Genomic DNA, 23,044 nt, shown 5'->3' with positions numbered 1-23,044 from the left:
ATTTTCTGCTTTATTAGACGCTCGACACAAGAAAAAGTTTCATGAATATACAAAAGTTTTTAATTTGTCTTGGAGGAAATAATGAAAATTAAAGAGATCATTGTGGTCGAGGGGCGTGACGATACGGCCCGCATCAAATTGGCTGTTGATGCAGACACAATTGAAACAAATGGTTCAGCCATCGATGATCATGTGATTGACCAAATCCGTTTGGCCCAGAAGACCAGAGGTGTCATTATTTTAACAGATCCGGATTTCCCGGGTGAGAAGATCCGCAAAACCATTTCAGAAGCTGTATCCGGCTGCAAGCATGCATTTTTGCCAAAACATCTTGCCAAACCTAAAAACAAGCGGGGAATTGGTGTGGAGCACGCATCGATTGAAAGCATTAGGGCATGTTTAGAAAACGTGCACGAAGAGATGGAAGAGCAGCCGAGTGACATTTCAGCTGAGGATTTGATTCATGCCGGGCTGATTGGCGGATCTACGGCCAAACGCCGCCGCGAACGACTGGGTGATCTATTGAAAATCGGCTATACAAATGGAAAACAGCTTCAAAAACGGCTGCAAATGTTTCAAATTAAAAAAAGTGATTTTATGAGTGCGCTCGATACCGTTATGCGGGAGGAACAGAATGAATAAAGATATTGCGACACCGATAAGAACGAAAGAGATACTGAAAAAATACGGTTTTTCTTTTAAAAAGAGCTTAGGACAGAATTTCTTAATTGATACGAACATTTTAGACAGAATTGTCGATCACGCGGAAGTGACGGAGAAAACGGGTGTCATTGAAATCGGCCCGGGAATCGGGGCTTTGACCGAGCAGCTCGCCAAGCGGGCGAAAAAGGTCGCGGCATTTGAGATTGACCAGCGATTATTACCGATTCTAAAGGACACGCTGTCTCCTTACGACAATGTCACCGTCATTCACCAGGACGTATTAAAGGCTGACGTTAAATCCGTCATTGAAGAACAATTTCAAGACTGTGATGAAATCATGGTTGTAGCCAACCTTCCTTATTATGTGACAACGCCGATTATCATGAAACTGCTTGAAGAACATCTCCCGCTGAAAGGGATTGTGGTCATGCTGCAAAAAGAAGTAGCTGAGCGCATGGCGGCAGACCCTTCATCTAAGGAATACGGTTCACTTTCAATCGCGGTCCAATTTTATACAGAAGCCAAAACGGTGATGACCGTTCCAAAAACCGTGTTTGTTCCTCAGCCTAATGTAGATTCCGCAGTCATTCGGCTGATCCTCCGCGATGGCCCGGCAGTGAACGTGGAAAACGAAGCCTTTTTCTTTCAGTTGATCAAGGCAAGTTTTGCTCAGCGCCGTAAAACGCTGCTCAATAACTTAGTCAACAATCTGCCTGATGGAAAAGCACAAAAATCAAAGATTGAGCAAGTGCTGGAAGAGACAAATATTGACGGCAAGCGCCGTGGTGAATCTCTGTCTATAGAGGAGTTTGCAGCGCTGTCTAACGGATTGTATAAAGCCCTTTTTTAAAAGGGCTTTTTGTTTTGCGCACCACTTGGACTGCCGCTACATAGGCTAGAGAAGGACCTTAAATTCAATGAGAAGAAAAACTTGGACTCAGCGAAAAAAGGCGCTTTCTCAAGGCTCTTTCTTTCATGATGAGGCTTAGTCTATGTGTGGAGTGAGGAACGTGCAATTTCAAATAGGAGATATGGTAGCCAGAAAATCCTATCAAATGGATGTTTTGTTTCGCATTATAGGAATAGAGCAAACAAGCAAAGGAAATTCAATCGCTATTTTGCATGGTGATGAAGTCAGGCTGATTGCTGATGCGGATATTTCTGATCTTGTAGCAGTAAAAAAAGATGAGCAAATGATGCGGAAAAAGAAAGATGAGAGCAGAATGAATGAATCGCTCGAATTGCTCCGCCAAGATTATAAGCTGCTCAGAGAAAAGCAGGAGTACTATGCGACAAGCCAGTATCAGCATCAGGAACATTATTTCCACATGCCGGGCAAGGTGCTTCATTTGGACGGCGATGAAGCATATCTGAAAAAATGCCTGAATGTCTATAAAAAAATTGGAGTGCCCGTCTATGGCATCCATTGCCATGAAAAGAAAATGTCTGCTTCTATTGAAGAATTACTCGACAAATATCGACCTGACATCTTGGTGATAACAGGGCATGATGCGTATTCAAAGCAAAAGGGCGAGATTGATGATTTGAACGCGTACAGACATTCAAAGCATTTTGTTGAAACGGTTCAAAACGCCCGAAAAAAGATCCCTCACTTAGATCAGCTTGTTATTTTTGCGGGAGCTTGCCAATCCCACTTTGAATCGCTCATAAGAGCGGGGGCAAATTTCGCGAGTTCACCGTCAAGAGTAAACATTCATGCGCTTGATCCGGTGTATATCGTTGCGAAAATCAGCTTTACGCCGTTTATGGAACGAATTAATGTATGGGAAGTGCTCCGTAATACGCTGACAAGAGAGAAAGGGCTTGGAGGTATAGAAACAAGAGGAGTACTGAGAATTGGAATGCCTTATAAGTCCAATTAACAGATGAAAACCTGCATAGGAGAACTATGCGGGTTTTTTATTTTACATAATGATACATAATTTACCGAAACTTGCGGAAAATAATTAAGGAATCATAGAATTTTGTCAAAATAATTTTGTTGACAACGTCTTATCAACGTTGATATAATTTAAATTTTATTTGACAAAAATGGGCTCGTGTTGTACAATAAGTATAGTGAGGTGGATGCAATGGCGAAGACGTTGTCCGACATTAAAAGATCGCTTGATGGGAATTTAGGTAAAAGGCTGACGTTAAAGGCAAACGGTGGCCGCCGAAAAACGATTGAGCGCTCGGGCATTTTAGCTGAGACGTACCCTTCTGTTTTTGTGATACAACTAGATCAAGACGAGAACTCGTTTGAAAGAGTTTCATACAGTTATGCTGATATTTTGACTGAGACTGTTGAGCTGACTTTTAATGATGACGCCGCAAGCTCAGTGGCATTTTAACGGGCAGTGAACCTTTTGTTTACTGCTTTTTGTTTTGCCCTTTTTTTGTTTCCAGTAATTTTAACGAAAGTTTCATCTGTTATTAACAAAAGATAAAAACGGTCACATATTATCGTGACGTGCACGAATGGCTATCACTTCTAAAAAAGGGGTTGTTTCGTTTGGGCAGACGTCGTGGAGTTATGTCAGATGAGTTTAAATATGAGCTGGCTAAAGACCTTGGTTTTTATGACACAGTGAAAAATGGCGGCTGGGGCGAAATTCGCGCCCGCGATGCCGGTAACATGGTAAAGCGCGCCATTGAAATCGCTGAACAGCAAATGGCTCAGAATCAGAATAACCGATAAGGATGTGACCCGGGGGACGTGCTGTTCCCCGGTTTTTATTTTGAATATAAATACATAATAGGCTGCAATATGGATATGTTCATCCTGTACTTCAAATGTGATACAATGTTCATACTTATGTTTAGATGGAGAAGTAGGTGAAAGCTATGCGTATTTTAGAAAAAGCGCCAGCGAAGATCAATCTGTCACTTGATGTCACCCGAAAACGCCCGGATGGCTATCATGAAGTCGAAATGATCATGACGACGATTGATTTAGCGGATCGGATTGAATTGACGGAGCTGGCAGAGGATGAAGTGAGAGTCTCCTCCCACAACCGTTTTGTGCCTGATGATCAAAGAAACTTAGCTTATCAGGCTGCCAAACTGATCAAGGACAGATACAACGTAAAAAAGGGAGTTTCCATCATGATTACGAAGATGATTCCGGTGGCTGCTGGTCTTGCCGGCGGAAGCAGTGATGCGGCGGCGACGCTCAGAGGGCTGAACAGACTGTGGAATTTAAATCTCTCTGCAGAAACGCTTGCCGAGCTTGGAGCGGAAATTGGCTCCGACGTTTCATTTTGTGTCTATGGCGGAACTGCACTGGCAACTGGACGCGGCGAGAAAATTAAACACATCAGCACGCCTCCGCACTGCTGGGTCATTTTAGCGAAACCGACAATCGGTGTTTCAACTGCAGAAGTGTACAGACAACTGAAGCTGGATGATGTTGAGCATCCCGATGTACATGGCATGATTGAAGCTATAGAGGAAAAGAGTTTTCAAAAGATGTGCAGCCGTTTAGGCAATGTGCTCGAATCTATTACGCTTGATATACATCCTGAAGTTGCGATGATCAAAAACCAGATGAAACGCTTTGGCGCAGACGCCGTGTTAATGAGCGGTAGCGGCCCGACCGTGTTTGGACTGGTTCAGTATGAGTCGAAGGTGCAGAGAATTTATAACGGGTTAAGAGGCTTCTGCGATCAGGTTTATGCGGTGAGAATGATCGGCGAACAGAACGCCCTTGATTAAATCCGTATGTTAAGTTATATTGATCTTAAAATATTCGGATTTTGGGGGTAAGTTCATGAAGTTTCGTCGCAGCGGCAGATTGGTGGACTTAACAAATTACTTGTTAACCCATCCGCACGAGTTAATACCGCTAACCTTTTTTTCTGAGCGGTATGAATCTGCAAAATCATCGATCAGTGAAGATTTAACAATTATTAAACAAACCTTTGAGCAGCAGGGGATTGGTACTTTGCTTACTGTTCCCGGAGCTGCCGGAGGCGTCAAATACATTCCGAAAATGAAACAGGCTGAAGCTGAAGAGTTTGTGCAGACACTTGGACAGTCGCTGGCAAATCCTGAACGTATCCTTCCGGGCGGTTATGTATATTTAACGGATATCTTAGGAAAGCCATCTGTACTCTCCAAGGTAGGGAAGCTGTTTGCTTCTGTGTTTGCAGAGCGCAAAATTGATGTTGTCATGACCGTTGCCACTAAAGGCATCCCTCTGGCGTACGCGGCTGCGAGCTATCTGAATGTGCCTGTCGTCATTGTTCGCAAAGATAACAAGGTAACAGAAGGCTCTACAGTCAGCATTAATTACGTCTCAGGCTCATCAAACCGCATTCAAACGATGTCACTTGCGAAAAGAAGCATGAAAACGGGTTCAAACGTACTCATTATTGATGACTTTATGAAAGCAGGCGGCACAATTAATGGTATGATTAACCTGTTGGATGAGTTTAACGCAAATGTGGCGGGAATCGGCGTCTTGGTTGAAGCCGAAGGAGTAGATGAACGTCTTGTTGATGAATATATGTCACTTCTTACTCTTTCAACCATCAACATGAAAGAGAAGTCCATTGAAATTCAGAATGGCAATTTTCTGCGTTTTTTTAAAGACAATCTTTTAAAGAATGGAGAGACAGAATCATGACAAAAGCAGTCCACACAAAACATGCACCAGCGGCAATCGGACCTTACTCACAAGGGATTATCGTAAATAATATGTTTTACAGCTCAGGCCAAATTCCTTTGACTCCTTCAGGTGAAATGGTGAACGGTGACATTAAAGAGCAGACTCATCAAGTATTCAGCAACTTAAAAGCGGTGCTGGAAGAAGCAGGCGCTTCTTTAGAAACAGTTGTAAAAGCAACTGTATTTATTGCGGATATGGAACAGTTTGCAGAAGTAAACGAAGTGTACGGGCAATATTTTGACACTCACAAACCGGCGAGATCTTGTGTTGAAGTCGCGAGACTGCCGAAGGACGCCCTAGTCGAAATCGAAGTTATTGCATTGGTAAAATAATAATAAAAGTGATTCTGGGCGACCCTCGGAATCACTTTTTTTATTTACCTTATGCCCGAAATAAAAGCGTTATGTCCTAATTGTGTAACTATATCCTATTTTTTCAAAAAATATTTTAAAAACGAGCAGGATTTCAGAAAAAATCGTGGAATTGATACACTAATGCTTTTATATAGGGAAAAGGTGGTGAACTACTGTGGAAGTTACTGACGTAAGATTACGCCGCGTGAATACCGATGGTCGCATGAGAGCGATTGCATCCATCACGCTGGATCACGAATTTGTTGTTCATGATATTCGTGTGATTGATGGAAACAATGGTCTTTTCGTTGCGATGCCGAGTAAACGCACCCCTGATGGAGAGTTCCGAGATATTGCTCATCCTATTAATTCTAGCACGCGAGGAAAGATTCAAGATGCCGTGTTAAATGAGTATCATCGTATGGGTGACACTGAAGCATTAGAATTCGAAGAAGCTGGAGCTTCTTAAAAAATAACCAAAAAGCAAGGACTGCTGAAAGGGCTGACAAAAGCCTTTGCCGGCAGTCCTTTTTTAATTCTGATTTTACAAACTTAATTGCACTCAATAGAAAATTCTTGCACTTCATGAAGTCTCCTTGAAATCAGAAGATATTTAGGATATATTTTTCTATGGATAAAAGGGATATTGGAGGCCAATAAATGGATAAGCGGTTTGCAGTTGTTTTAGCGGCTGGACAAGGAACAAGAATGAAATCGAAGCTTTATAAAGTCCTTCATCCAGTTTGCGGTAAGCCTATGGCAGAGCACGTCGTGGATGAAGCCTTAAAGTTATCTTTATCGAAGCTTGTCACGATTGTCGGACATGGTGCGGAAGAAGTGAAAAAGAAGCTTGGTGATAAAAGCGAGTATGCGCTTCAAGCAGAACAGCTTGGCACTGCTCATGCTGTAAAACAGGCACAGCCATTTCTTGCTGACGAAAAAGGCGTCACAATTGTCATTTGCGGAGATACGCCGCTTTTAACAGCTGAGACAATGGAACAGATGCTGAAAGAACATACACAAAGAGAAGCGAAAGCTACGATTTTAACTGCGGTTGCAGAAGATCCAACCGGATATGGACGTATTATTCGCAGCGAAAACGGAGCGGTTCAAAAAATTGTTGAGCATAAGGACGCCTCTGAAGAAGAACGTCTTGTAACTGAGATCAATACCGGTACGTATTGTTTTGACAATGAAGCGCTATTCCGGGCCATTGATCAGGTGTCTAATGATAATGCTCAAGGTGAGTATTATTTGCCGGATGTCATAGAGATTCTTAAAAACGAAGGCGAAACTGTTGCCGCTTACCAGACTGGTAATTTCCAAGAAACACTCGGAGTTAATGATAGAGTCGCTCTTTCTCAGGCAGAACAATTTATGAAAGAGCGTATTAATAAACGGCATATGAAAAATGGCGTAACGCTGATTGACCCGATGAACACGTATATTTCTCCTGACGCTGTTATCGGAAGCGATACTGTGATTTATCCTGGAACTGTGATTAAAGGTGAGGTGCAAATCGGAGAAGATACGATTATCGGACCTCATACGGAGATTATGAATAGTTCAATTGGCAGCCGTACGGTGATTAAACAATCGGTAGTCAATCACAGTCAAGTGGGGAATGATGTAAACATAGGACCTTTTGCTCACATCAGACCTGATTCTGTCATCGGGAATGAAGTGAAGATCGGAAATTTTGTTGAAATCAAAAAGACTCAATTTGGAGACCGAAGCAAGGCTTCTCATTTAAGCTATGTCGGTGATGCTGAGGTAGGCACAGATGTAAATTTGGGCTGCGGTTCAATAACTGTCAATTATGATGGAAAGAATAAATATTTGACGAAAATTGAAGACGGCGCGTTTATCGGCTGCAATTCCAACTTGGTTGCCCCTGTCACAGTCGGAGAAGGCGCTTATGTTGCTGCGGGTTCAACTGTTACGGAAGATGTACCTGGAAAAGCGCTTGCTATTGCCAGAGCGAGACAAGTAAATAAAGACGATTATGTGAAAAATATTCATAAAAAATAATCCTAAATTCGGAGGTTTATCCATGTCTAATCAATACGGAGATAAGAATTTAAAGATTTTTTCTTTGAATTCGAATCCAGAGCTTGCAAAAGAAATCGCAGATATAGTTGGAGTTCAATTAGGGAAATGTTCTGTCACAAGATTTAGTGACGGGGAAGTCCAAATTAATATCGAAGAAAGTATTCGCGGATGTGACTGCTATATCATCCAGTCTACAAGTGCCCCCGTTAACGAGCATATTATGGAACTGTTAATTATGGTAGATGCGTTAAAACGCGCTTCTGCAAAAACGATTAACATTGTTATTCCTTATTATGGTTATGCGCGTCAAGACAGAAAAGCAAGATCCCGTGAGCCAATCACAGCAAAACTTTTCGCAAACCTGCTTGAAACAGCCGGTGCTACTCGCGTAATTGCACTTGACCTGCATGCGCCGCAAATTCAAGGATTCTTTGATATACCGATTGACCACTTAATGGGTGTTCCGATTTTAGGAGAATATTTTGAAGGCAAAAACCTTGAAGATATCGTCATTGTTTCACCAGACCACGGCGGTGTGACACGCGCCCGCAAACTGGCTGATCGACTAAAAGCGCCAATTGCGATAATCGATAAACGCCGTCCGCGTCCAAACGTGGCGGAAGTCATGAATATTGTAGGTAATATCGAAGGGAAGACCGCTATCCTTATCGATGACATTATCGATACTGCAGGTACCATTACACTTGCTGCTAATGCGCTCGTTGAAAACGGAGCGAAAGAAGTATATGCATGCTGCACACACCCTGTACTATCAGGCCCTGCTGTTGAACGTATTAATAATTCAACAATTAAAGAGCTTGTTGTGACAAACAGCATCAAGCTTCCTGAAGAAAAGAAAATTGAACGGTTTAAGCAGCTTTCAGTCGGACCGCTTTTGGCTGAAGCCATTATTCGTGTTCATGAACAGCAATCAGTCAGCTATCTGTTTAGCTAAACCGACTTTTGAGGTTTAAATCCTTATCGTTATGGGTATTGTTTGTAGTAGGACAATAAAACGATTATAGGATGGTGCTGAATATGGCAACTTTAACGGCAAAAGAAAGAACGGATTTTACTCGTTCGTCTCTTCGGAATATCCGTACTTCAGGACATGTTCCAGGTATCATATATGGGAATGACACGGGAAACAAACCTGTATCATTAGACAGTGTGGAGCTGATTAAAACGCTGAGGGACGAAGGTAAAAATACAGTCATCACGCTTGACGTCAGCGGAGAAAAACATTCTGTCATGGTGACAGACCTGCAAACGGACCCGCTGAAAAATGAAATCACTCACGCTGACTTTCAAGTGGTCAATATGAGTGAAGACATTGAGGTGGAAGTTCCGATTCATTTGACCGGAGAAGCCATCGGAGTGAAAAACGGAGGCGTATTGCAGCAGCCGCTGCATGCACTTACTGTAAAGGCAAAGCCAAAAGCCATTCCGCAAACGATTGAGGCTGATATTTCAAACCTTGATGTAAATGAGGTACTCACTATTGCGGATCTGGCTGCTGACGGTGACTACGCCTTTAATCAAGAATCAGATGAGGTCGTAGCTTCTATCCTTCCTCCGCAGCAACAGGAAGCAGCTGAGATAGATGAAGAGGAATCTGCCGATGCTCAGCCTGAAGGTGAAAACAAAGAACATTAATAGCTTAAGGCGTAACCCTCCCGCGGTTACGTCTTTTGTGCTAGAATGAGAAGAATTATAGCCCGCTATGCAGACGGGAGTTTATGTGACTAAGGGAGGATTCGCCATGCTTGTGATTGCCGGTCTCGGAAACCCGGGGAAAAACTATGAAAACACACGGCATAATGTCGGATTTATGGTGATAGATCAGCTTGCGAAGGAATGGAATATTGAGCTGAATCAAAATAAATTTAATGGATTATACGGAACTGGATTTGTTTCCGGCAAAAAGGTTCTACTTGTTAAACCGCTTACATATATGAATTTATCAGGAGAATGTTTGCGGCCTTTAATGGACTATTATGATGTCGAAAACGAAGATTTAACAGTCATTTACGACGATCTTGATCTTCCGGCTGGCAAGATCCGTTTAAGAACAAAAGGAAGCGCCGGAGGGCACAATGGCATCAAGTCATTGATCCAGCATCTTGGAACATCCGAGTTTGACCGCATCCGCATCGGAATCGGCCGGCCTGTAAACGGTATGAAGGTCGTTGACTATGTGTTAGGCTCCTTCACCAAGGAGGAGGCACCTGATATAGGTGAAGCGATCGAAAAATCTGTGAAGGCTTGTCAAGCTTCTCTGAGCAAGCCGTTTTTAGAAGTCATGAACGAATTTAACGCAAAGGTATAAAATGAATCAACAAAGCCCATACTACACCAAAATAACTTTTTCATCAGGAGGTCCCTTGTATGGCTTTGCATTATTATTGCCGTCATTGCGGAGTGAAAGTAGGCAGTCTCGAATCTTCCATGGTATCGACTGACTCACTCGGTTTTCAGCACTTAACAAACGAAGAAAGAAACGATATGATTTCTTATAAAGAAAATGGAGATGTTCAAGTTTTGACAATATGTGAAGATTGCCAAGAGGCGCTTGACCGAAATCCGCATTACCATGAACATCACACATTTATTCAATAAAAAGCTTTGGTGTAGATACTAGACCAAAGCGTTTTTCTGTTCTCACAGGAAACAGAGAGGAGGGGCCATATGGACAACATTCAAACCTTTATAAAAGAAAGCGATGACTTTAAATCCATCATCAACGGTTTACACGAGGGGCTGAAGGAACAGCTGCTCGCGGGTCTGTCGGGTTCCGCGCGTTCTGTTTTTACTTCTGCCTTGGCTAATGAAACGAATAAGCCTATCTTTCTAATCACCCATAATTTATATCAAGCCCAGAAAGTAACGGATGATCTGACTGTACTCCTAGGGGATCGATCTGTCCTTTTGTACCCCGTCAATGAACTTATTTCATCAGAAATAGCAGTCGCAAGCCCCGAATTGCGGGCGCAGCGATTAGATGTCATTAATAGATTAACGAATGGAGAAGCGCCAATTGTCGTTGCTCCTGTAGCTGCAATCAGAAGAATGCTGCCGCCTGTAGAGGTGTGGAAAAACAGTCAAATGCTCATTCAAGTTGGCGATGATATCGAACCTGATCAGCTCGCATCACGGCTGGTAGAGGTAGGATATGAGCGGTCTGATATGGTGTCTGCACCCGGGGAATTCAGCATTCGCGGAGGAATCATTGACATATACCCGCTGACTTCAGAGCATCCGGTGAGAATTGAACTTTTTGACACCGAAGTGGATTCAATCCGCAGCTTTAACTCAGATGATCAGCGGTCAATTGAGACCCTTACCTCTATCAATGTTGGCCCTGCTAAGGAACTGATTATCAGATCTGAAGAAAAAGTTCGGGCGATGGAGAAACTTGATAAAGGCCTTGCCGCAAGCCTAAAAAAATTAAAGAACGACAAGCAAAAAGAAATTCTTCATACGAATATTTCTCATGACAAAGAACGCTTGTCTGAAGGTCAGACAGATCAGGAACTGGTGAAGTATCTCTCATACTTCTATGAAAAGCCTGCTAGTTTACTAGATTATACACCTGATAACACACTTCTGATTTTAGATGAAGTCAGCCGGATTCATGAGATGGAAGAGCAGCTTCAAAAAGAAGAAGCGGAGTTCATAACAAACCTTCTTGAGGAAGGGAAGATTTTGCATGACATCAGTTTGTCATTCGACTTCCAAAAAATAGTATCTGGACAAAAACGGTCTCTGCTGTACTATTCTTTATTTTTGCGGCATGTACAGCATACGAGCCCGCAAAATATCGTCAATGTGTCAAGCAGACAAATGCAGAGTTTTCATGGCCAAATGAACGTGCTCGCGGGTGAAATGGAACGCTTTAAAAAATCAAACTTCACCGTTGTATTCTTAGGTGCAAACAAGGAACGTACACAGAGGTTATCTTCTGTTCTGGCTGATTATGAAATCGAAGCCGCCGTGACGGACAGCAAAAAAGCGCTTGTTCAGGGACAGGTCTATATCATGGAAGGTGAGCTGCAATCGGGATTTGAGCTGCCGTTAATGAAGCTTGCTGTTATTACAGAAGAAGAACTGTTCAAAAACCGTGTGAAAAAGAAGCCTCGTAAACAGAAGCTTACAAATGCGGAGCGCATCAAGAGCTATTCCGAGCTTCAAATCGGTGATTATGTCGTTCATATTAATCACGGGATCGGAAAGTATTTGGGGATTGAAACCCTTGAAATCAATGGGATCCACAAAGACTATTTAAACATTCATTATCAGGGAAGCGACAAGCTATACGTACCTGTCGAGCAAATTGACCAAGTGCAAAAGTATGTTGGCTCCGAAGGAAAAGAGCCGAAGCTGTATAAATTAGGCGGAAGCGAATGGAAGCGGGTCAAGAAAAAAGTAGAGACATCGGTTCAGGATATTGCGGATGACTTAATTAAGCTTTATGCCGAAAGAGAAGCGAGCAAAGGCTATGCGTTTACTCCTGATCATGAGATGCAGCGGGAATTTGAATCGGCGTTCCCTTATCAAGAGACGGAGGATCAGCTCCGTTCCATTCACGAAATCAAAAAGGACATGGAACGAGAACGTCCGATGGACCGCTTGCTATGCGGAGATGTGGGCTATGGAAAAACAGAGGTTGCTATACGTGCTGCATTTAAGGCGATAAGTGACGGAAAGCAGGTAGCGCTGCTTGTTCCGACAACAATTTTGGCACAGCAGCACTATGAAACCATTACTGAGCGCTTCCAGGACTATCCGATTAATATCGGCCTGCTCAGCAGATTCAGAACGAGGAAAGAAGCGAACGAAACGCTCAAAGGATTGAAAAACGGTACTGTTGATATCGTCATCGGAACGCACCGGCTGCTATCCAAAGATGTCGTTTATAAAGACTTAGGGCTCCTCATCATTGATGAAGAGCAGCGTTTCGGTGTAACCCATAAAGAAAAGATCAAGCAGATCAAAGCCAATGTGGATGTATTAACATTAACCGCGACGCCTATTCCGCGTACGCTGCATATGTCTATGCTTGGTGTAAGGGATCTTTCAGTCATTGAGACTCCGCCAGAAAACCGCTTCCCCGTACAGACGTATGTTGTGGAATACAACGGCGCCCTTGTCAGAGAGGCGATTGAACGTGAGCTTGCGCGTGGAGGCCAGGTCTATTTCTTGTACAACCGGGTAGAGGATATTGAGCGGAAAGCGGATGAGATCTCTATGCTTGTCCCTGACGCGAAGGTAGCGTATGCGCATGGGAAAATGACAGAAAACGAACTAGAAACCGTTATGCTAAGTTTTCTTGAAGGAGAATCAGACGTTCTCGTAAGCACAACCATTATTGAAACCGGCGTAGACATCCCGAACGTCAATACGCTGATTGTATTTGACGCCGACAAAATGGGACTTTCTCAGCTTTATCAGCTGCGGGGGCGTGTCGGCCGTTCTAATCGTGTGGCGTATGCGTACTTTACGTACCGCCGCGATAAAGTACTGACAGAAGTTGCTGAAAAAAGGCTGCAGGCCATTAAAGAATTCACAGAGCTTGGTTCCGGTTTTAAAATCGCAATGCGTGACTTAACGATTCGTGGAGCCGGGAATCTTCTCGGCGCCCAGCAGCACGGCTTCATCGACTCGGTCGGATTTGACCTCTATTCACAAATGCTGAAGGAGGCCATTGAAGAGCGTAAAGGAGACACAGCGAAAACGGAAAAGTTTGAAACAGAAATTGATGTCGAGCTTGATGCCTATATTCCTGAAACTTATATTCAAGACGGAAAACAGAAAATTGATATGTATAAACGCTTCAGGTCTGTGGCTACAATCGAAGAAAAGAATGAACTTCAAGACGAAATGATCGACCGATTTGGAAACTATCCAAAAGAAGTTGAATACTTGTTTACTGTTGCAGAAATGAAGGTTCATGCGAAACATGAACGTGTTGAGCTGATTAAGCAGGATAAAGATGCTGTCAGATTGACGATTTCTGAAGAAGCAAGTGCTGAAATTGACGGACAGAAGCTGTTTGAGCTCGGCAATAAATATGGCAGACAAATCGGACTGGGAATGGAAGGAAAAAAACTCAAAATTTCCATACAGACGAAAGGCCGCAGTGCCGATGAATGGCTCGAAACCGTGCTGGGCATGCTGAAAGGCTTAAAAAATGTGAAAAAGCAAACCATTTCTTCAACGTAAATTTTGTTACTCTCTGGTGTATATTACATTTGATGTGACGGATACTAATTTCAAGCGAGGCGGAAGGTACATAAAGTAACTGCTTTAGGTCTTTCCCACATGTATATACCATCAAATGAAAGAGAGGCACCAGAGATGAAAGCAACCGGTATCGTACGTCGTATTGATGACTTAGGTCGGGTCGTGATTCCTAAAGAAATTCGTAGAACTCTGAGAATCAGGGAAGGCGATCCGCTTGAGATTTTTGTAGATCGTGACGGAGAAGTCATTTTGAAAAAGTACTCTCCGATCAGTGAGCTTGGAGACTTTGCAAAGGAGTATGCAGACGCGCTTTATGACAGTCTCGGACATTCAGTACTGATTTGTGACCGTGATGTCTATATTGCCGTGTCCGGCAGCTCAAAAAAAGACTACTTAAACAAGCCGATCAGTGAAATGCTGGAAAAAACAATGGATCAGCGCAGTTCCGTGCTTGAGAGTGATGCGAAATCAGTACAGCTTGTTAATGGCATAGATGAGGACATGAATTCTTACACTGTCTGCCCGATTGTGGCGAATGGTGATCCGATAGGCGCCGTGATTATTTTTTCAAAGGATCAGACAATGGGCGAAGTAGAGCATAAAGCCGTTGAGACAGCAGCTGGATTTTTGGCGCGACAAATGGAACAGTAGGTCTTATTCCTTTTATCGAAAATAGGTATGAAAAGAACAGCTCTCCTGGGGACGCTGTTCTTTTTTCGTGCATGCCCAGAAAGGATTCCGAGGGTTGGGATGTGGTATAATAACCTCGTTTTTATTTGTGCCGCGGCAATACGTGAACCGTATTGTCCCTGACGTTCGGAGAGGAGCTTTTGGATGGACGATTCAATAGGCGTCAAACGGCATTGGATTTGGCAGGGGGCTGTTGTTTTAATTCTGGCAGGCGTCATCTCAAAAATATTAAGCGCCGTTTACAGAGTCCCGTTTCAAAACATTGTCGGAGATGTTGGATTTTATATATATCAGCAGGTATATCCCTTTCTTGGTATTGCGGTCATGCTGTCAACATCAGGATTTCCGGTCATTATTTCGAAACTGATGAATGATTATAGTGAAAAAAGCCATCACACCATATTAAAAATATCAGCGTTGTTTTTATCTTTAATCGGTATTTTATTATTTCTTTGCTTATATATGGGTGCTGCTCCAATCGCACTTTTTATGGGAGATTCACATCTCGCCGTGTTAATTCAAGTGACTGCGTTTTCATTTTTGCTGTTCCCGTTTGTCGCGTTGCTTAGAGGCGGTTTTCAAGGGCGGCACGACATGCTCCCTTCAGCCTTATCGCAGATGACAGAGCAGTTACTGCGGGTTGCGGTGCTTCTGGGCTTATCATTTTGGCTCGTCAAAAAGGGAGCCTCGCTTTATACTGTCGGAGCGGCAGCCGCTTCCGGGTCTCTTGCCGGAAGTTTAGTTGCATTGATCATACTTGGATTTTTTTGGTTCAAAACGAAAAGAGACAAACAAACGGGTAGCCAAAATGAAAATGTCATAACAACAAAAGAATTGGTAAAAAAACTGCTTTTATATTCTATTACCATTTGTATAAGCAGTTTGCTCCTTTTGTTGATCCAGCTTGTCGATGCGTTGAATTTATATGCTTTGCTTTCGGGCGGTGAGGCAAGCGAAGAAGCAAAACGCCTAAAGGGGATTTATGATCGGGGGCAGCCTTTGCTGCAGCTCGGTTCCGTTTTCGCGGTGAGCATAGCGACATCACTCGTTCCGTATATTTCCAAGGCCGTAAAGAACAAAGAGCTTAAGATCATGAAAGAAAAAGCCGCGTCATCTTTAAAATTGTGTCTTGTGCTGGGTACAGGCGCGTCGGCTGGATTGATTTGCATTCTTGAGCCGGTCAACATCATGCTGTTTCAAAATGGTGAAGGGACAGCTGCGTTACAAGTATTTAGCTGCTCCATTTTGTTTGCATCCTTGGCGGTCACGGCAGCCGCAGTTTTGCAAGGCGCGGGATACACAGTTTTTCCTGCGATAGCGGTGGTCGCGGGTGTGGCAGTGAAATGGGTGTTAAATACTCTTTTGGTTCCGCGCTATGGGATTGAAGGCGCATCGCTTGCTACAGTGGCTTCCTTTGCGGCTGTAGCCGCTCTTAACTTGTATCTGCTTCGGCAAAAGGAATGGCTCGGTAAGCTCAGAGGCGTTATGATTCCGATCATTGGATCCGCCCTTTTGATGTCAGCTGTCTTGCTTGTATATATGCGTCTCTGGACTTTCTTGATTCCTGCAGCAGGAAGAGGAGCGGCTGCGATTGAAAGTCTGTCCGCTGTCGCCATTGGTGGCGCGGTGTTTATTTGTTGTATGATGAAGTTGGGAATATTTACAGATGAAGAGCTGAACAGTGTGCCTTTTGGCAGTAAGTTAAGCAAAATCAGGAGAAGGAGAGAACAAAATGGCGGGTAATATTACAGTTGTCGGACTTGGTGCCGGAGACATGGACCAATTGACAATTGGCATACATAAGCTGCTGACGAAGGCAGATACGCTGTATGTCAGAACCAAGGATCATCCCTTAATTCAGGAGCTTGAAAAAGATACGAAGAACATCCTTTTTTTTGACGATATATATGAGAAACACGACCAATTCGATGCCGTATATGAAGAAATTGCTGATATCCTCTTTGAAGCGGCGCAGGAAGAGGACGTGGTTTATGCTGTGCCGGGACACCCTTTTGTTGCGGAAAAAACAGTACAGCTGCTGACGGATCGGCAGGAAGAGAAAAACGTGCAAGTAAAAGTCGCAGGAGGACAAAGTTTTCTTGATGCCACATTTAATGCCCTGCAAATTGACCCGATTGAAGGCTTTCAATTTGTGGATGCCGGCACATTGTCTGCGGATGAGCTTGAGCTCAGACATCACCTGATCATTTGTCAGGTTTACGACCAAATGACGGCTTCTGAAGTCAAGCTGACATTGATGATGAAGCTGCCTGATGATTATGAGGTTGTGATTGTGACTGCAGCAGGAAGCCGTGACGAGGAGATCCAGACAGTGCCTTTATTTGAGCTGGACCGCAATGTCGCCTTGAATAACTTAACAAGTGTGTATATTCCGCCGATTAAAGAAGAGAAGCTGCTTTATCACGAATTCTCCGCGTTCCGAAGCATCATTAGAGAGCTTCGCGGGCCTAATGGATGTCCGTGGGATAAAAAGCAGACTCATCAGTCATTAAAACAGTACATGATTGAAGAGTGTTATGAACTTCTCGAAGCAATTGACGAAGAAGACACAGACCATATGATCGAAGAGCTTGGCGACGTTTTGCTTCAGGTCTTACTTCACGCGCAAATCGGTGAAGACGAAGGTTATTTCACAATTGATGATGTCATAAAAGGAATTAGTGAAAAAATGGTCCGAAGACATCCCCATGTGTTTAAAGATGTTAAGGTTCAGGGTGAAAACGATGTTTTGGCAAATTGGGAAGACATAAAAAAAGCCGAAAAAAATACATCGGAAGCATCCTTATTAGACAGCGTGCCGAAGACCCTTCCAGCTCTTTCGAAAGCCGTTAAACTGCAGAAAAAAGCAGCAAAAGTAGGTTTTGACTGGGAAGACGTCAGCGATATTTGGGAAAAGGTAAGCGAGGAAATGAAGGAATTTTCTGCTGAGATTTCTGAAGAGCCTCATGAACACAATCTCAAGGCTGAGTTTGGCGACGTGTTGTTCGCACTGGTGAATGCAGCCCGCTTCTACAAAATAGAACCGGAGGAAGCACTGGCGATGACCAATGACAAATTCAGGAGACGGTTCTCGTATATTGAGAAAACAGCGAAGGAACAAGAAATCGAGCTGGCCGATATGTCTCTTGAGGACATGGATAAACTGTGGAATGAAGCAAAAGAAACTGAGAGGAGATCATAAATATGAGATTAGATAAATTTTTGAAAGTATCACGGCTGATTAAGCGACGTACACTAGCAAAGGAAGTAGCTGACCAAGGACGAATCTCTATTAACGGAAACCAGGCAAAAGCAAGCTCTGACGTGAAAGCCGGAGATGAACTAAAGGTCCGCTTCGGCCAAAAGCTTGTAACGGTTCAAGTAAATGAGTTGAAGGACACGACGAAAAAAGAAGAAGCTGCAAACATGTATACGATTCTAAAAGAAGAAAAACTCGGCGAATAGGCTTGTTCTAAAAATATCCCCCGTCTCATACAATGCAGTAATAATGCTAAAAGTATCGAGGATATGGGGGCTGAATAGATGAATTCATATTATGATCAAAACGGTTCTTCGTCTGTTCCGGAACAGCACGATGTGACAATGAAAGGCCGGAAGCATTTAGATATTTCAGGGGTTAAGCATGTGGAGAGCTTTGACAATGAAGAGTTCCTGCTGGAAACGGTGATGGGAATGCTCTCAGTCAGAGGCCAAAACCTGCAGATGAAAAATTTAGATGTGGAAAAAGGGATTGTATCTATTAAAGGCAGGGTATTTGATTTAGTGTACTTAGACGAACAACAAGGGGATAAAGCTAAAGGGTTTTTTAGCAAGTTGTTTAAATGACGCTGACGACACAATTCTATACAATGCTGGCGATGTCCGGTATGGGTCTCTGGCTTGGCGCGTCGCTTGATACATACCGGCTCTTTGTCATTCGTGCCAAAACTGCCAGATGGCTATTATTTATTCATGATATTCTTTTCTGGATTGTGCAGGGGCTGCTTTTCTTTTATGTCTTGCTTAGTGTAAATGAGGGAGAATTCAGGCTGTATATCTTTTTAGCGGTTCTGCTGGGCATTGCGACGTATCAGAGCCTTTGCAAGCGAATCTATATAAAAACACTGAAATTCGTCATTTACCTTGCAGTTTCTGTTTATCAATTCTTCAAAAAACTTATTCAGCACGTGTTATTTCGTCCTATTTTGTGGACATGCGGAGCGATTATTTGGCTAGCGGCGTTTTTATTAAAGAAAACATATCGCCTAATCGTTTTTCTTTTGTTGTGTCTATATAAAATATTTATGGTTCTGTGTTTTCCGATCCGTTTTATCGCAAAACAATGTTTGAAACTTCTTCCTGAAAAAATACGTCTAACTATGAGACGTTATTTAGAAAAAGGTGCAGGATTTCTCAAAAAGAAGAAGAAACTATTGATAACCATAAGAACGACCATTACACGTTTTTTGAAGAGATGAAAGGAGGACCGTCTGGTTTGAATTTTTCCAGGGAACGAACGATAACTGAAATACAAAATGACTATAAAGAACAGGTAGAGCGGCAAAATCAGCTGAAGAAAAGAAGACGCAAAGGGCTGTACAGGCGGTTGACTGTATTCGGCGCCCTAGTATTTCTGACGGCAATAGTGCTGGCGAGCTCTGTATGGTCCCAAACATCTTCCCTTAGCGCAAAAGAAGAAAAGAAAGAACAGCTTGAAAAAGAACTAAAAAGTTTAAAGACAAAACAAGAGGATTTAAAAGAAGAAATATCCAAATTGAAGGATGAGGATTACGTCACAGAGCTTGCCAGACGGGACTTATTCATGTCCGGAGACGGAGAAATTATCTTCAATGTGGAGAAGAAGAGCAAGTAGCCTTGTTGACACTTAAATTTTTATTTAGGTATAATTAAGCAAACGATCTTTTTATAAGCCTAAGGAGGAGCACTTTTTTTATGTCGATTGAAGTTGGCAGCAAGTTGCAAGGGAAAATTACAGGTATTACAAATTTTGGAGCATTTGTTGAATTGCCTGGAGGCTCAACCGGTCTCGTTCACATCAGTGAGGTAGCTGATAACTATGTCAAAGACATTAACGATCACTTAAAAGTCGGCGACCAAGTTGAAGTGAAAGTCATCAACGTTGAAAAAGACGGGAAAATTGGTTTATCTATTAAAAAAGCTAAAGACCGTCCGCAAGCCAGACCTAGAAATGATTTCCGTCCGAAAGAATCTTTTGAACAGAAAATGAATAAGTTTTTAAAAGACAGCGAAGATCGCTTGTCATCTTTAAAACGCAATACGGAATCAAAACGTGGAGGGCGCGGAGCAAGAAGAGGATAACTTGCTGCTTTCTATAAATAAATGAAGCATCCGTTCATCCCGACGGATGCTTTTTTATAATTCGCCCCCGCTTTAAAAATCAGAAAATTATAACATTAAAGTTTCTGTTGACGAAAAGGACAAACCTTTGTATTATATAACTTGTGCTTAGAAGCATAAAACAATATGGCGGTGTAGCTCAGCTGGCTAGAGCGTACGGTTCATACCCGTGAGGTCGGGGGTTCGATCCCCTCCGCCGCTACCATATTTGTTTGGCCCGTTGGTCAAGCGGTTAAGACACCGCCCTTTCACGGCGGTAACACGGGTTCGAATCCCGTACGGGTCATCCTAAGAAAATCGGTTTCTGATACAGAAACCGGTTTTTTTCATTTTTAGACAACATTCCGGATATTCTTTTGATAAACGAATATCTAGGCAGAAACCGTCGAAGACTTCTTTGGTCTTGTTCCCTTCTTTTGACAAAATCCTATCTGTGCTTTCGCTATAATGACAGGCAACGAATATAACAGGTGGGAGATGAGAGGAATGGAAAAAGCAGAAAGAAGAGTGAACGGGCCAATGGCGGGACAAGCTTTGGAAAAACTCCAATCGTTTTTTAACAGGGGCGCGAAGCTAGTGACTCATCATTTGCATTCACTGTTTTTCTATAAAGGGTTCATTTATGTCGTCATCGGATTTTTGCTTGGACGTGCTTTCATATTATCCGAGGTGCTTCCTTTCGCACTTCCTTTCTTTGGAGCGATGCTTCTTATCAGAAGAGACAAGGCGCTTTATGCGGTGCTGGCTGTGCTTGCGGGTGCGCTGACCATTTCTCCGAAGCACTCATTGCTCATACTAGCGGCATTGCTGGCATTCTTCGTATGTTCTAAAGTGGCCGCCTTCATCACCGACGATCGCGTGAAAGCACTCCCGATTGTCGTGTTTTTCTCCATGGCTGCAGCAAGAGCCGGGTTTGTGTACGCTCAAAATGGCGTGTTTACAACCTATGATTATGTAATGGCTGTGGTTGAAGCTGGACTATCCTTTATTTTGACGCTGATTTTCCTTCAGAGCCTTCCGATTTTTACCGTGAAAAAAGTGAAACAATCATTGAAAATAGAAGAAATTATTTGCTTTATGATCCTAATTGCTTCCGTGCTGACAGGGCTTGCCGGCTTGTCCTACCAAGGTATGCAGGCAGAACATATATTGGCACGTTATGTTGTGTTGAGTTTTTCCTTTATTGGCGGTGCAAGCATTGGCTGTACGGTTGGTGTCGTGACCGGTCTGATTCTTGGCTTGGCGAATATCGGAAATCTCTATCAAATGAGTCTGCTCGCTTTTTCCGGTTTATTAGGCGGTTTGCTGAAGGAAGGGAAAAAAGCGGGCGCAGCAATCGGGCTGATCGTTGGTTCACTTCTTATTTCATTATATGGTGAAGGCTCTGCCGGTCTGATGACAACACTCTATGAGTCATTAATCGCAGTCGGCCTGTTTTTGCTTACACCTCAATCAATTACAAAGAAAGTGGCGAGATATATTCCGGGAACTGTAGAGCATCTTCAGGAGCAGCAGCAATATGCAAGGAAAATCAGAGATGTCACTGCTCAAAAGGTAGATCAGTTCTCCAATGTATTCCATGCACTGTCTGAAAGCTTTGCCACCTTTTATCAAGCATCAGACGAACCGGAAGATGACAGCGAAGTTGATCTGTTTTTAAGCAAAATCACAGAGCATTCCTGCCAGACGTGCTACAAGAAAAACAGGTGCTGGGTACAGAACTTTGATAAAACATATGACTTAATGAAGCAAGTTATGCTTGAAACAGAAGAAAAAGAATATGCATCAAACCGAAGGCTGAAAAAAGAGTTTCATCAGTATTGTTCTAAATCAAAGCAGGTTGAAGAGCTGATTGAGGACGAACTTGCACATCACCATGCCCATTTGACACTTAAGAAAAAAGTGCAGGACAGCAGACGTTTAGTTGCTGAACAGCTTTTAGGTGTTTCTGAAGTCATGGCAGACTTTTCTCGGGAAATAAAAAGAGAGCGAGAACAGCACTTTCTGCAGGAAGAACAAATCATAGAGGCGCTTCAGCATTTCGGAATCGAGATTCAGCATGTGGAGATCTATAGTCTTGAGCAAGGAAACATCGATATTGAAATGACCATTCCGTTCAGCGGACATGGAGAAAGTGAAAAAATTATTGCCCCTATGCTTTCTGATATTTTGGAAGAACAAATTCTTGTGAAAGCCGAACAGCACTCCCCGCATCCAAATGTGTACAGTCATGTAGCCTTTGGATCAACAAAATCATACAGGGTATCTACAGGTGCCGCTCACGCTGCGAAGGGCGGCGGCCTTGTCTCCGGCGACAGCTACAGCATGATAGAGCTTGGGGCCAGAAAATATGCTGCGGCAATTAGTGACGGTATGGGCAATGGTGCAAGGGCGCACTTCGAAAGCAATGAAACGATCAAGCTTCTTGAGAAAATCCTTGAATCCGGCATTGATGAAAAAATAGCAATTAAAACGATCAACAGCATACTGTCCCTAAGGACAACTGACGAGATATATTCCACGCTTGACCTATCTATTATCGATCTTCAAGATGCCAGCTGTAAATTTTTGAAGGTCGGTTCGACGCCTAGCTTTATCAAACGGGGCGACCAGGTAATGAAAGTTCAAGCGAGCAATCTGCCAATCGGTATTATTAATGAATTCGATGTGGAGGTTGTGAGTGAGCAGCTGAAAGCGGGCGACCTCTTGATTATGATGAGTGACGGCATTTTTGAGGGCCCTAAGCATGTGGAAAATCATGATTTATGGATGAAACGCAAAATGAAGGGATTAAAAACAGATGACCCGCAGGAGATTGCCGATTTGCTCATGGAGGAAGTCATTCGCACGAGATCCGGCCAAATTGAGGATGATATGACAGTTGTTGTCGTCCGGATTGACCACAATACACCGAAGTGGGCATCCATTCCTGTTCCGGCCATTTTTCAAAACAAACAAGAAATTTCATAACGCTTTCGTATAAATCAAATTT

General features: G+C 43.1%; 24 protein-coding genes and 2 tRNA genes. All 26 read left to right on the top strand.

What is annotated here, in order from left to right; translation table 11 throughout:
- Positions 1-81: 81 nt before the first annotated feature.
- Positions 82-642, top strand: coding sequence for a ribonuclease M5 (gene rnmV / locus ACMX2I_RS00220; protein WP_289346275.1), 561 nt, complete (start codon positions 82-84; stop codon positions 640-642).
- Positions 635-1,513: a 16S rRNA (adenine(1518)-N(6)/adenine(1519)-N(6))-dimethyltransferase RsmA gene (gene rsmA, locus ACMX2I_RS00215; RefSeq protein ID WP_394717000.1), complete on the top strand. Its 879-nt coding sequence runs from the start codon at positions 635-637 to the stop codon at positions 1,511-1,513. Before rnmV ends, rsmA begins: the two co-directional genes overlap by 8 nt.
- Positions 1,514-1,673: 160 nt before the next feature.
- Positions 1,674-2,546 (top strand): sporulation-specific protease PrtG, encoded by an 873-nt coding sequence (gene prtG / locus ACMX2I_RS00210; protein WP_087991880.1) that lies wholly within the window; start codon positions 1,674-1,676, stop codon positions 2,544-2,546.
- 210 nt (positions 2,547-2,756) lie between these two features.
- Positions 2,757-3,017, top strand: coding sequence for a biofilm formation stimulator Veg (veg, locus tag ACMX2I_RS00205; RefSeq protein WP_003218330.1), 261 nt, complete (start codon positions 2,757-2,759; stop codon positions 3,015-3,017).
- 161 nt (positions 3,018-3,178) lie between these two features.
- Complete coding sequence (locus ACMX2I_RS00200) at positions 3,179-3,364, top strand: small, acid-soluble spore protein, alpha/beta type (protein ID WP_003218333.1); 186 nt, start codon at positions 3,179-3,181, stop codon at positions 3,362-3,364.
- A gap of 146 nt (positions 3,365-3,510) precedes the next feature.
- Positions 3,511-4,380, top strand: a complete 870-nt coding sequence (ispE, locus tag ACMX2I_RS00195; protein WP_414958274.1) for a 4-(cytidine 5'-diphospho)-2-C-methyl-D-erythritol kinase — start codon at positions 3,511-3,513, stop codon at positions 4,378-4,380.
- A 55-nt stretch (positions 4,381-4,435) separates the two neighbouring features.
- Positions 4,436-5,293: a pur operon repressor gene (purR, locus tag ACMX2I_RS00190; protein WP_087991878.1), complete on the top strand. Its 858-nt coding sequence runs from the start codon at positions 4,436-4,438 to the stop codon at positions 5,291-5,293.
- A complete protein-coding gene (gene ridA / locus ACMX2I_RS00185; RefSeq protein ID WP_003218344.1) occupies positions 5,290-5,667 on the top strand; it encodes a 2-iminobutanoate/2-iminopropanoate deaminase in 378 nt (125 codons plus the stop codon). The genes purR and ridA overlap by 4 nt, the downstream gene beginning before the upstream one ends.
- A gap of 196 nt (positions 5,668-5,863) precedes the next feature.
- Positions 5,864-6,157, top strand: a complete 294-nt coding sequence (gene spoVG / locus ACMX2I_RS00180; protein WP_087991877.1) for a septation regulator SpoVG — start codon at positions 5,864-5,866, stop codon at positions 6,155-6,157.
- Positions 6,158-6,348: 191 nt separating this feature from the next.
- Positions 6,349-7,719, top strand: coding sequence for a bifunctional UDP-N-acetylglucosamine diphosphorylase/glucosamine-1-phosphate N-acetyltransferase GlmU (gene glmU / locus ACMX2I_RS00175; RefSeq protein ID WP_414955827.1), 1,371 nt, complete (start codon positions 6,349-6,351; stop codon positions 7,717-7,719).
- 22 nt (positions 7,720-7,741) lie between these two features.
- Positions 7,742-8,695: a ribose-phosphate diphosphokinase gene (locus ACMX2I_RS00170; protein WP_064814082.1), complete on the top strand. Its 954-nt coding sequence runs from the start codon at positions 7,742-7,744 to the stop codon at positions 8,693-8,695.
- A gap of 83 nt (positions 8,696-8,778) precedes the next feature.
- Positions 8,779-9,396, top strand: a complete 618-nt coding sequence (locus ACMX2I_RS00165) for a 50S ribosomal protein L25/general stress protein Ctc (protein ID WP_289346276.1) — start codon at positions 8,779-8,781, stop codon at positions 9,394-9,396.
- 106 nt (positions 9,397-9,502) lie between these two features.
- Positions 9,503-10,069 (top strand): aminoacyl-tRNA hydrolase, encoded by a 567-nt coding sequence (pth, locus tag ACMX2I_RS00160; RefSeq protein ID WP_414955826.1) that lies wholly within the window; start codon positions 9,503-9,505, stop codon positions 10,067-10,069.
- 59 nt (positions 10,070-10,128) lie between these two features.
- Positions 10,129-10,359: an anti-sigma-F factor Fin gene (gene fin, locus ACMX2I_RS00155; RefSeq protein ID WP_087991873.1), complete on the top strand. Its 231-nt coding sequence runs from the start codon at positions 10,129-10,131 to the stop codon at positions 10,357-10,359.
- Between the two features lie 69 nt (positions 10,360-10,428).
- Positions 10,429-13,962: a transcription-repair coupling factor gene (mfd, locus tag ACMX2I_RS00150; protein ID WP_414955825.1), complete on the top strand. Its 3,534-nt coding sequence runs from the start codon at positions 10,429-10,431 to the stop codon at positions 13,960-13,962.
- 135 nt (positions 13,963-14,097) lie between these two features.
- Positions 14,098-14,634, top strand: a complete 537-nt coding sequence (spoVT, locus tag ACMX2I_RS00145; protein ID WP_148964461.1) for a stage V sporulation protein T — start codon at positions 14,098-14,100, stop codon at positions 14,632-14,634.
- Between the two features lie 183 nt (positions 14,635-14,817).
- On the top strand, positions 14,818-16,416 hold the full coding sequence (locus ACMX2I_RS00140) for a putative polysaccharide biosynthesis protein (protein WP_414955824.1): 1,599 nt from the start codon (positions 14,818-14,820) through the stop codon (positions 16,414-16,416).
- Entirely contained in the window at positions 16,406-17,875 is a 1,470-nt protein-coding gene (gene mazG / locus ACMX2I_RS00135; RefSeq protein WP_414955823.1) for a nucleoside triphosphate pyrophosphohydrolase, read from the top strand. The genes ACMX2I_RS00140 and mazG overlap by 11 nt, the downstream gene beginning before the upstream one ends.
- A gap of 2 nt (positions 17,876-17,877) precedes the next feature.
- On the top strand, positions 17,878-18,138 hold the full coding sequence (locus ACMX2I_RS00130; RefSeq protein WP_087991869.1) for an RNA-binding S4 domain-containing protein: 261 nt from the start codon (positions 17,878-17,880) through the stop codon (positions 18,136-18,138).
- Between the two features lie 78 nt (positions 18,139-18,216).
- Complete coding sequence (yabP, locus tag ACMX2I_RS00125; protein WP_087991868.1) at positions 18,217-18,519, top strand: sporulation protein YabP; 303 nt, start codon at positions 18,217-18,219, stop codon at positions 18,517-18,519.
- The gene (gene yabQ / locus ACMX2I_RS00120) at positions 18,516-19,151 is read left to right on the top strand and encodes a spore cortex biosynthesis protein YabQ (protein ID WP_087991867.1); all 636 of its coding nucleotides are present in this window, start codon (positions 18,516-18,518) and stop codon (positions 19,149-19,151) included. The genes yabP and yabQ overlap by 4 nt, the downstream gene beginning before the upstream one ends.
- A gap of 17 nt (positions 19,152-19,168) precedes the next feature.
- Positions 19,169-19,546: a cell division protein DivIC gene (gene divIC / locus ACMX2I_RS00115; protein WP_087991866.1), complete on the top strand. Its 378-nt coding sequence runs from the start codon at positions 19,169-19,171 to the stop codon at positions 19,544-19,546.
- Positions 19,547-19,626: 80 nt separating this feature from the next.
- Positions 19,627-20,013 (top strand): S1 domain-containing RNA-binding protein, encoded by a 387-nt coding sequence (locus ACMX2I_RS00110; RefSeq protein ID WP_003218379.1) that lies wholly within the window; start codon positions 19,627-19,629, stop codon positions 20,011-20,013.
- A gap of 167 nt (positions 20,014-20,180) precedes the next feature.
- Positions 20,181-20,257, top strand: a tRNA-Met gene (locus tag ACMX2I_RS00105).
- A gap of 9 nt (positions 20,258-20,266) precedes the next feature.
- Positions 20,267-20,338, top strand: a tRNA-Glu gene (locus ACMX2I_RS00100).
- Between the two features lie 200 nt (positions 20,339-20,538).
- Complete coding sequence (gene spoIIE, locus ACMX2I_RS00095; protein WP_087991865.1) at positions 20,539-23,022, top strand: stage II sporulation protein E; 2,484 nt, start codon at positions 20,539-20,541, stop codon at positions 23,020-23,022.
- Positions 23,023-23,044 lie beyond the last annotated feature (22 nt).

The sequence above is a fragment of the Bacillus sp. SW14 genome, from assembly GCF_047608225.1.
Lineage (GTDB): Bacteria > Bacillota > Bacilli > Bacillales > Bacillaceae > Bacillus > Bacillus subtilis_G.
The sequence above is the reverse complement of the archived record's forward strand: the minus strand, read 5'-3'. Positions and strand labels throughout refer to the sequence as shown.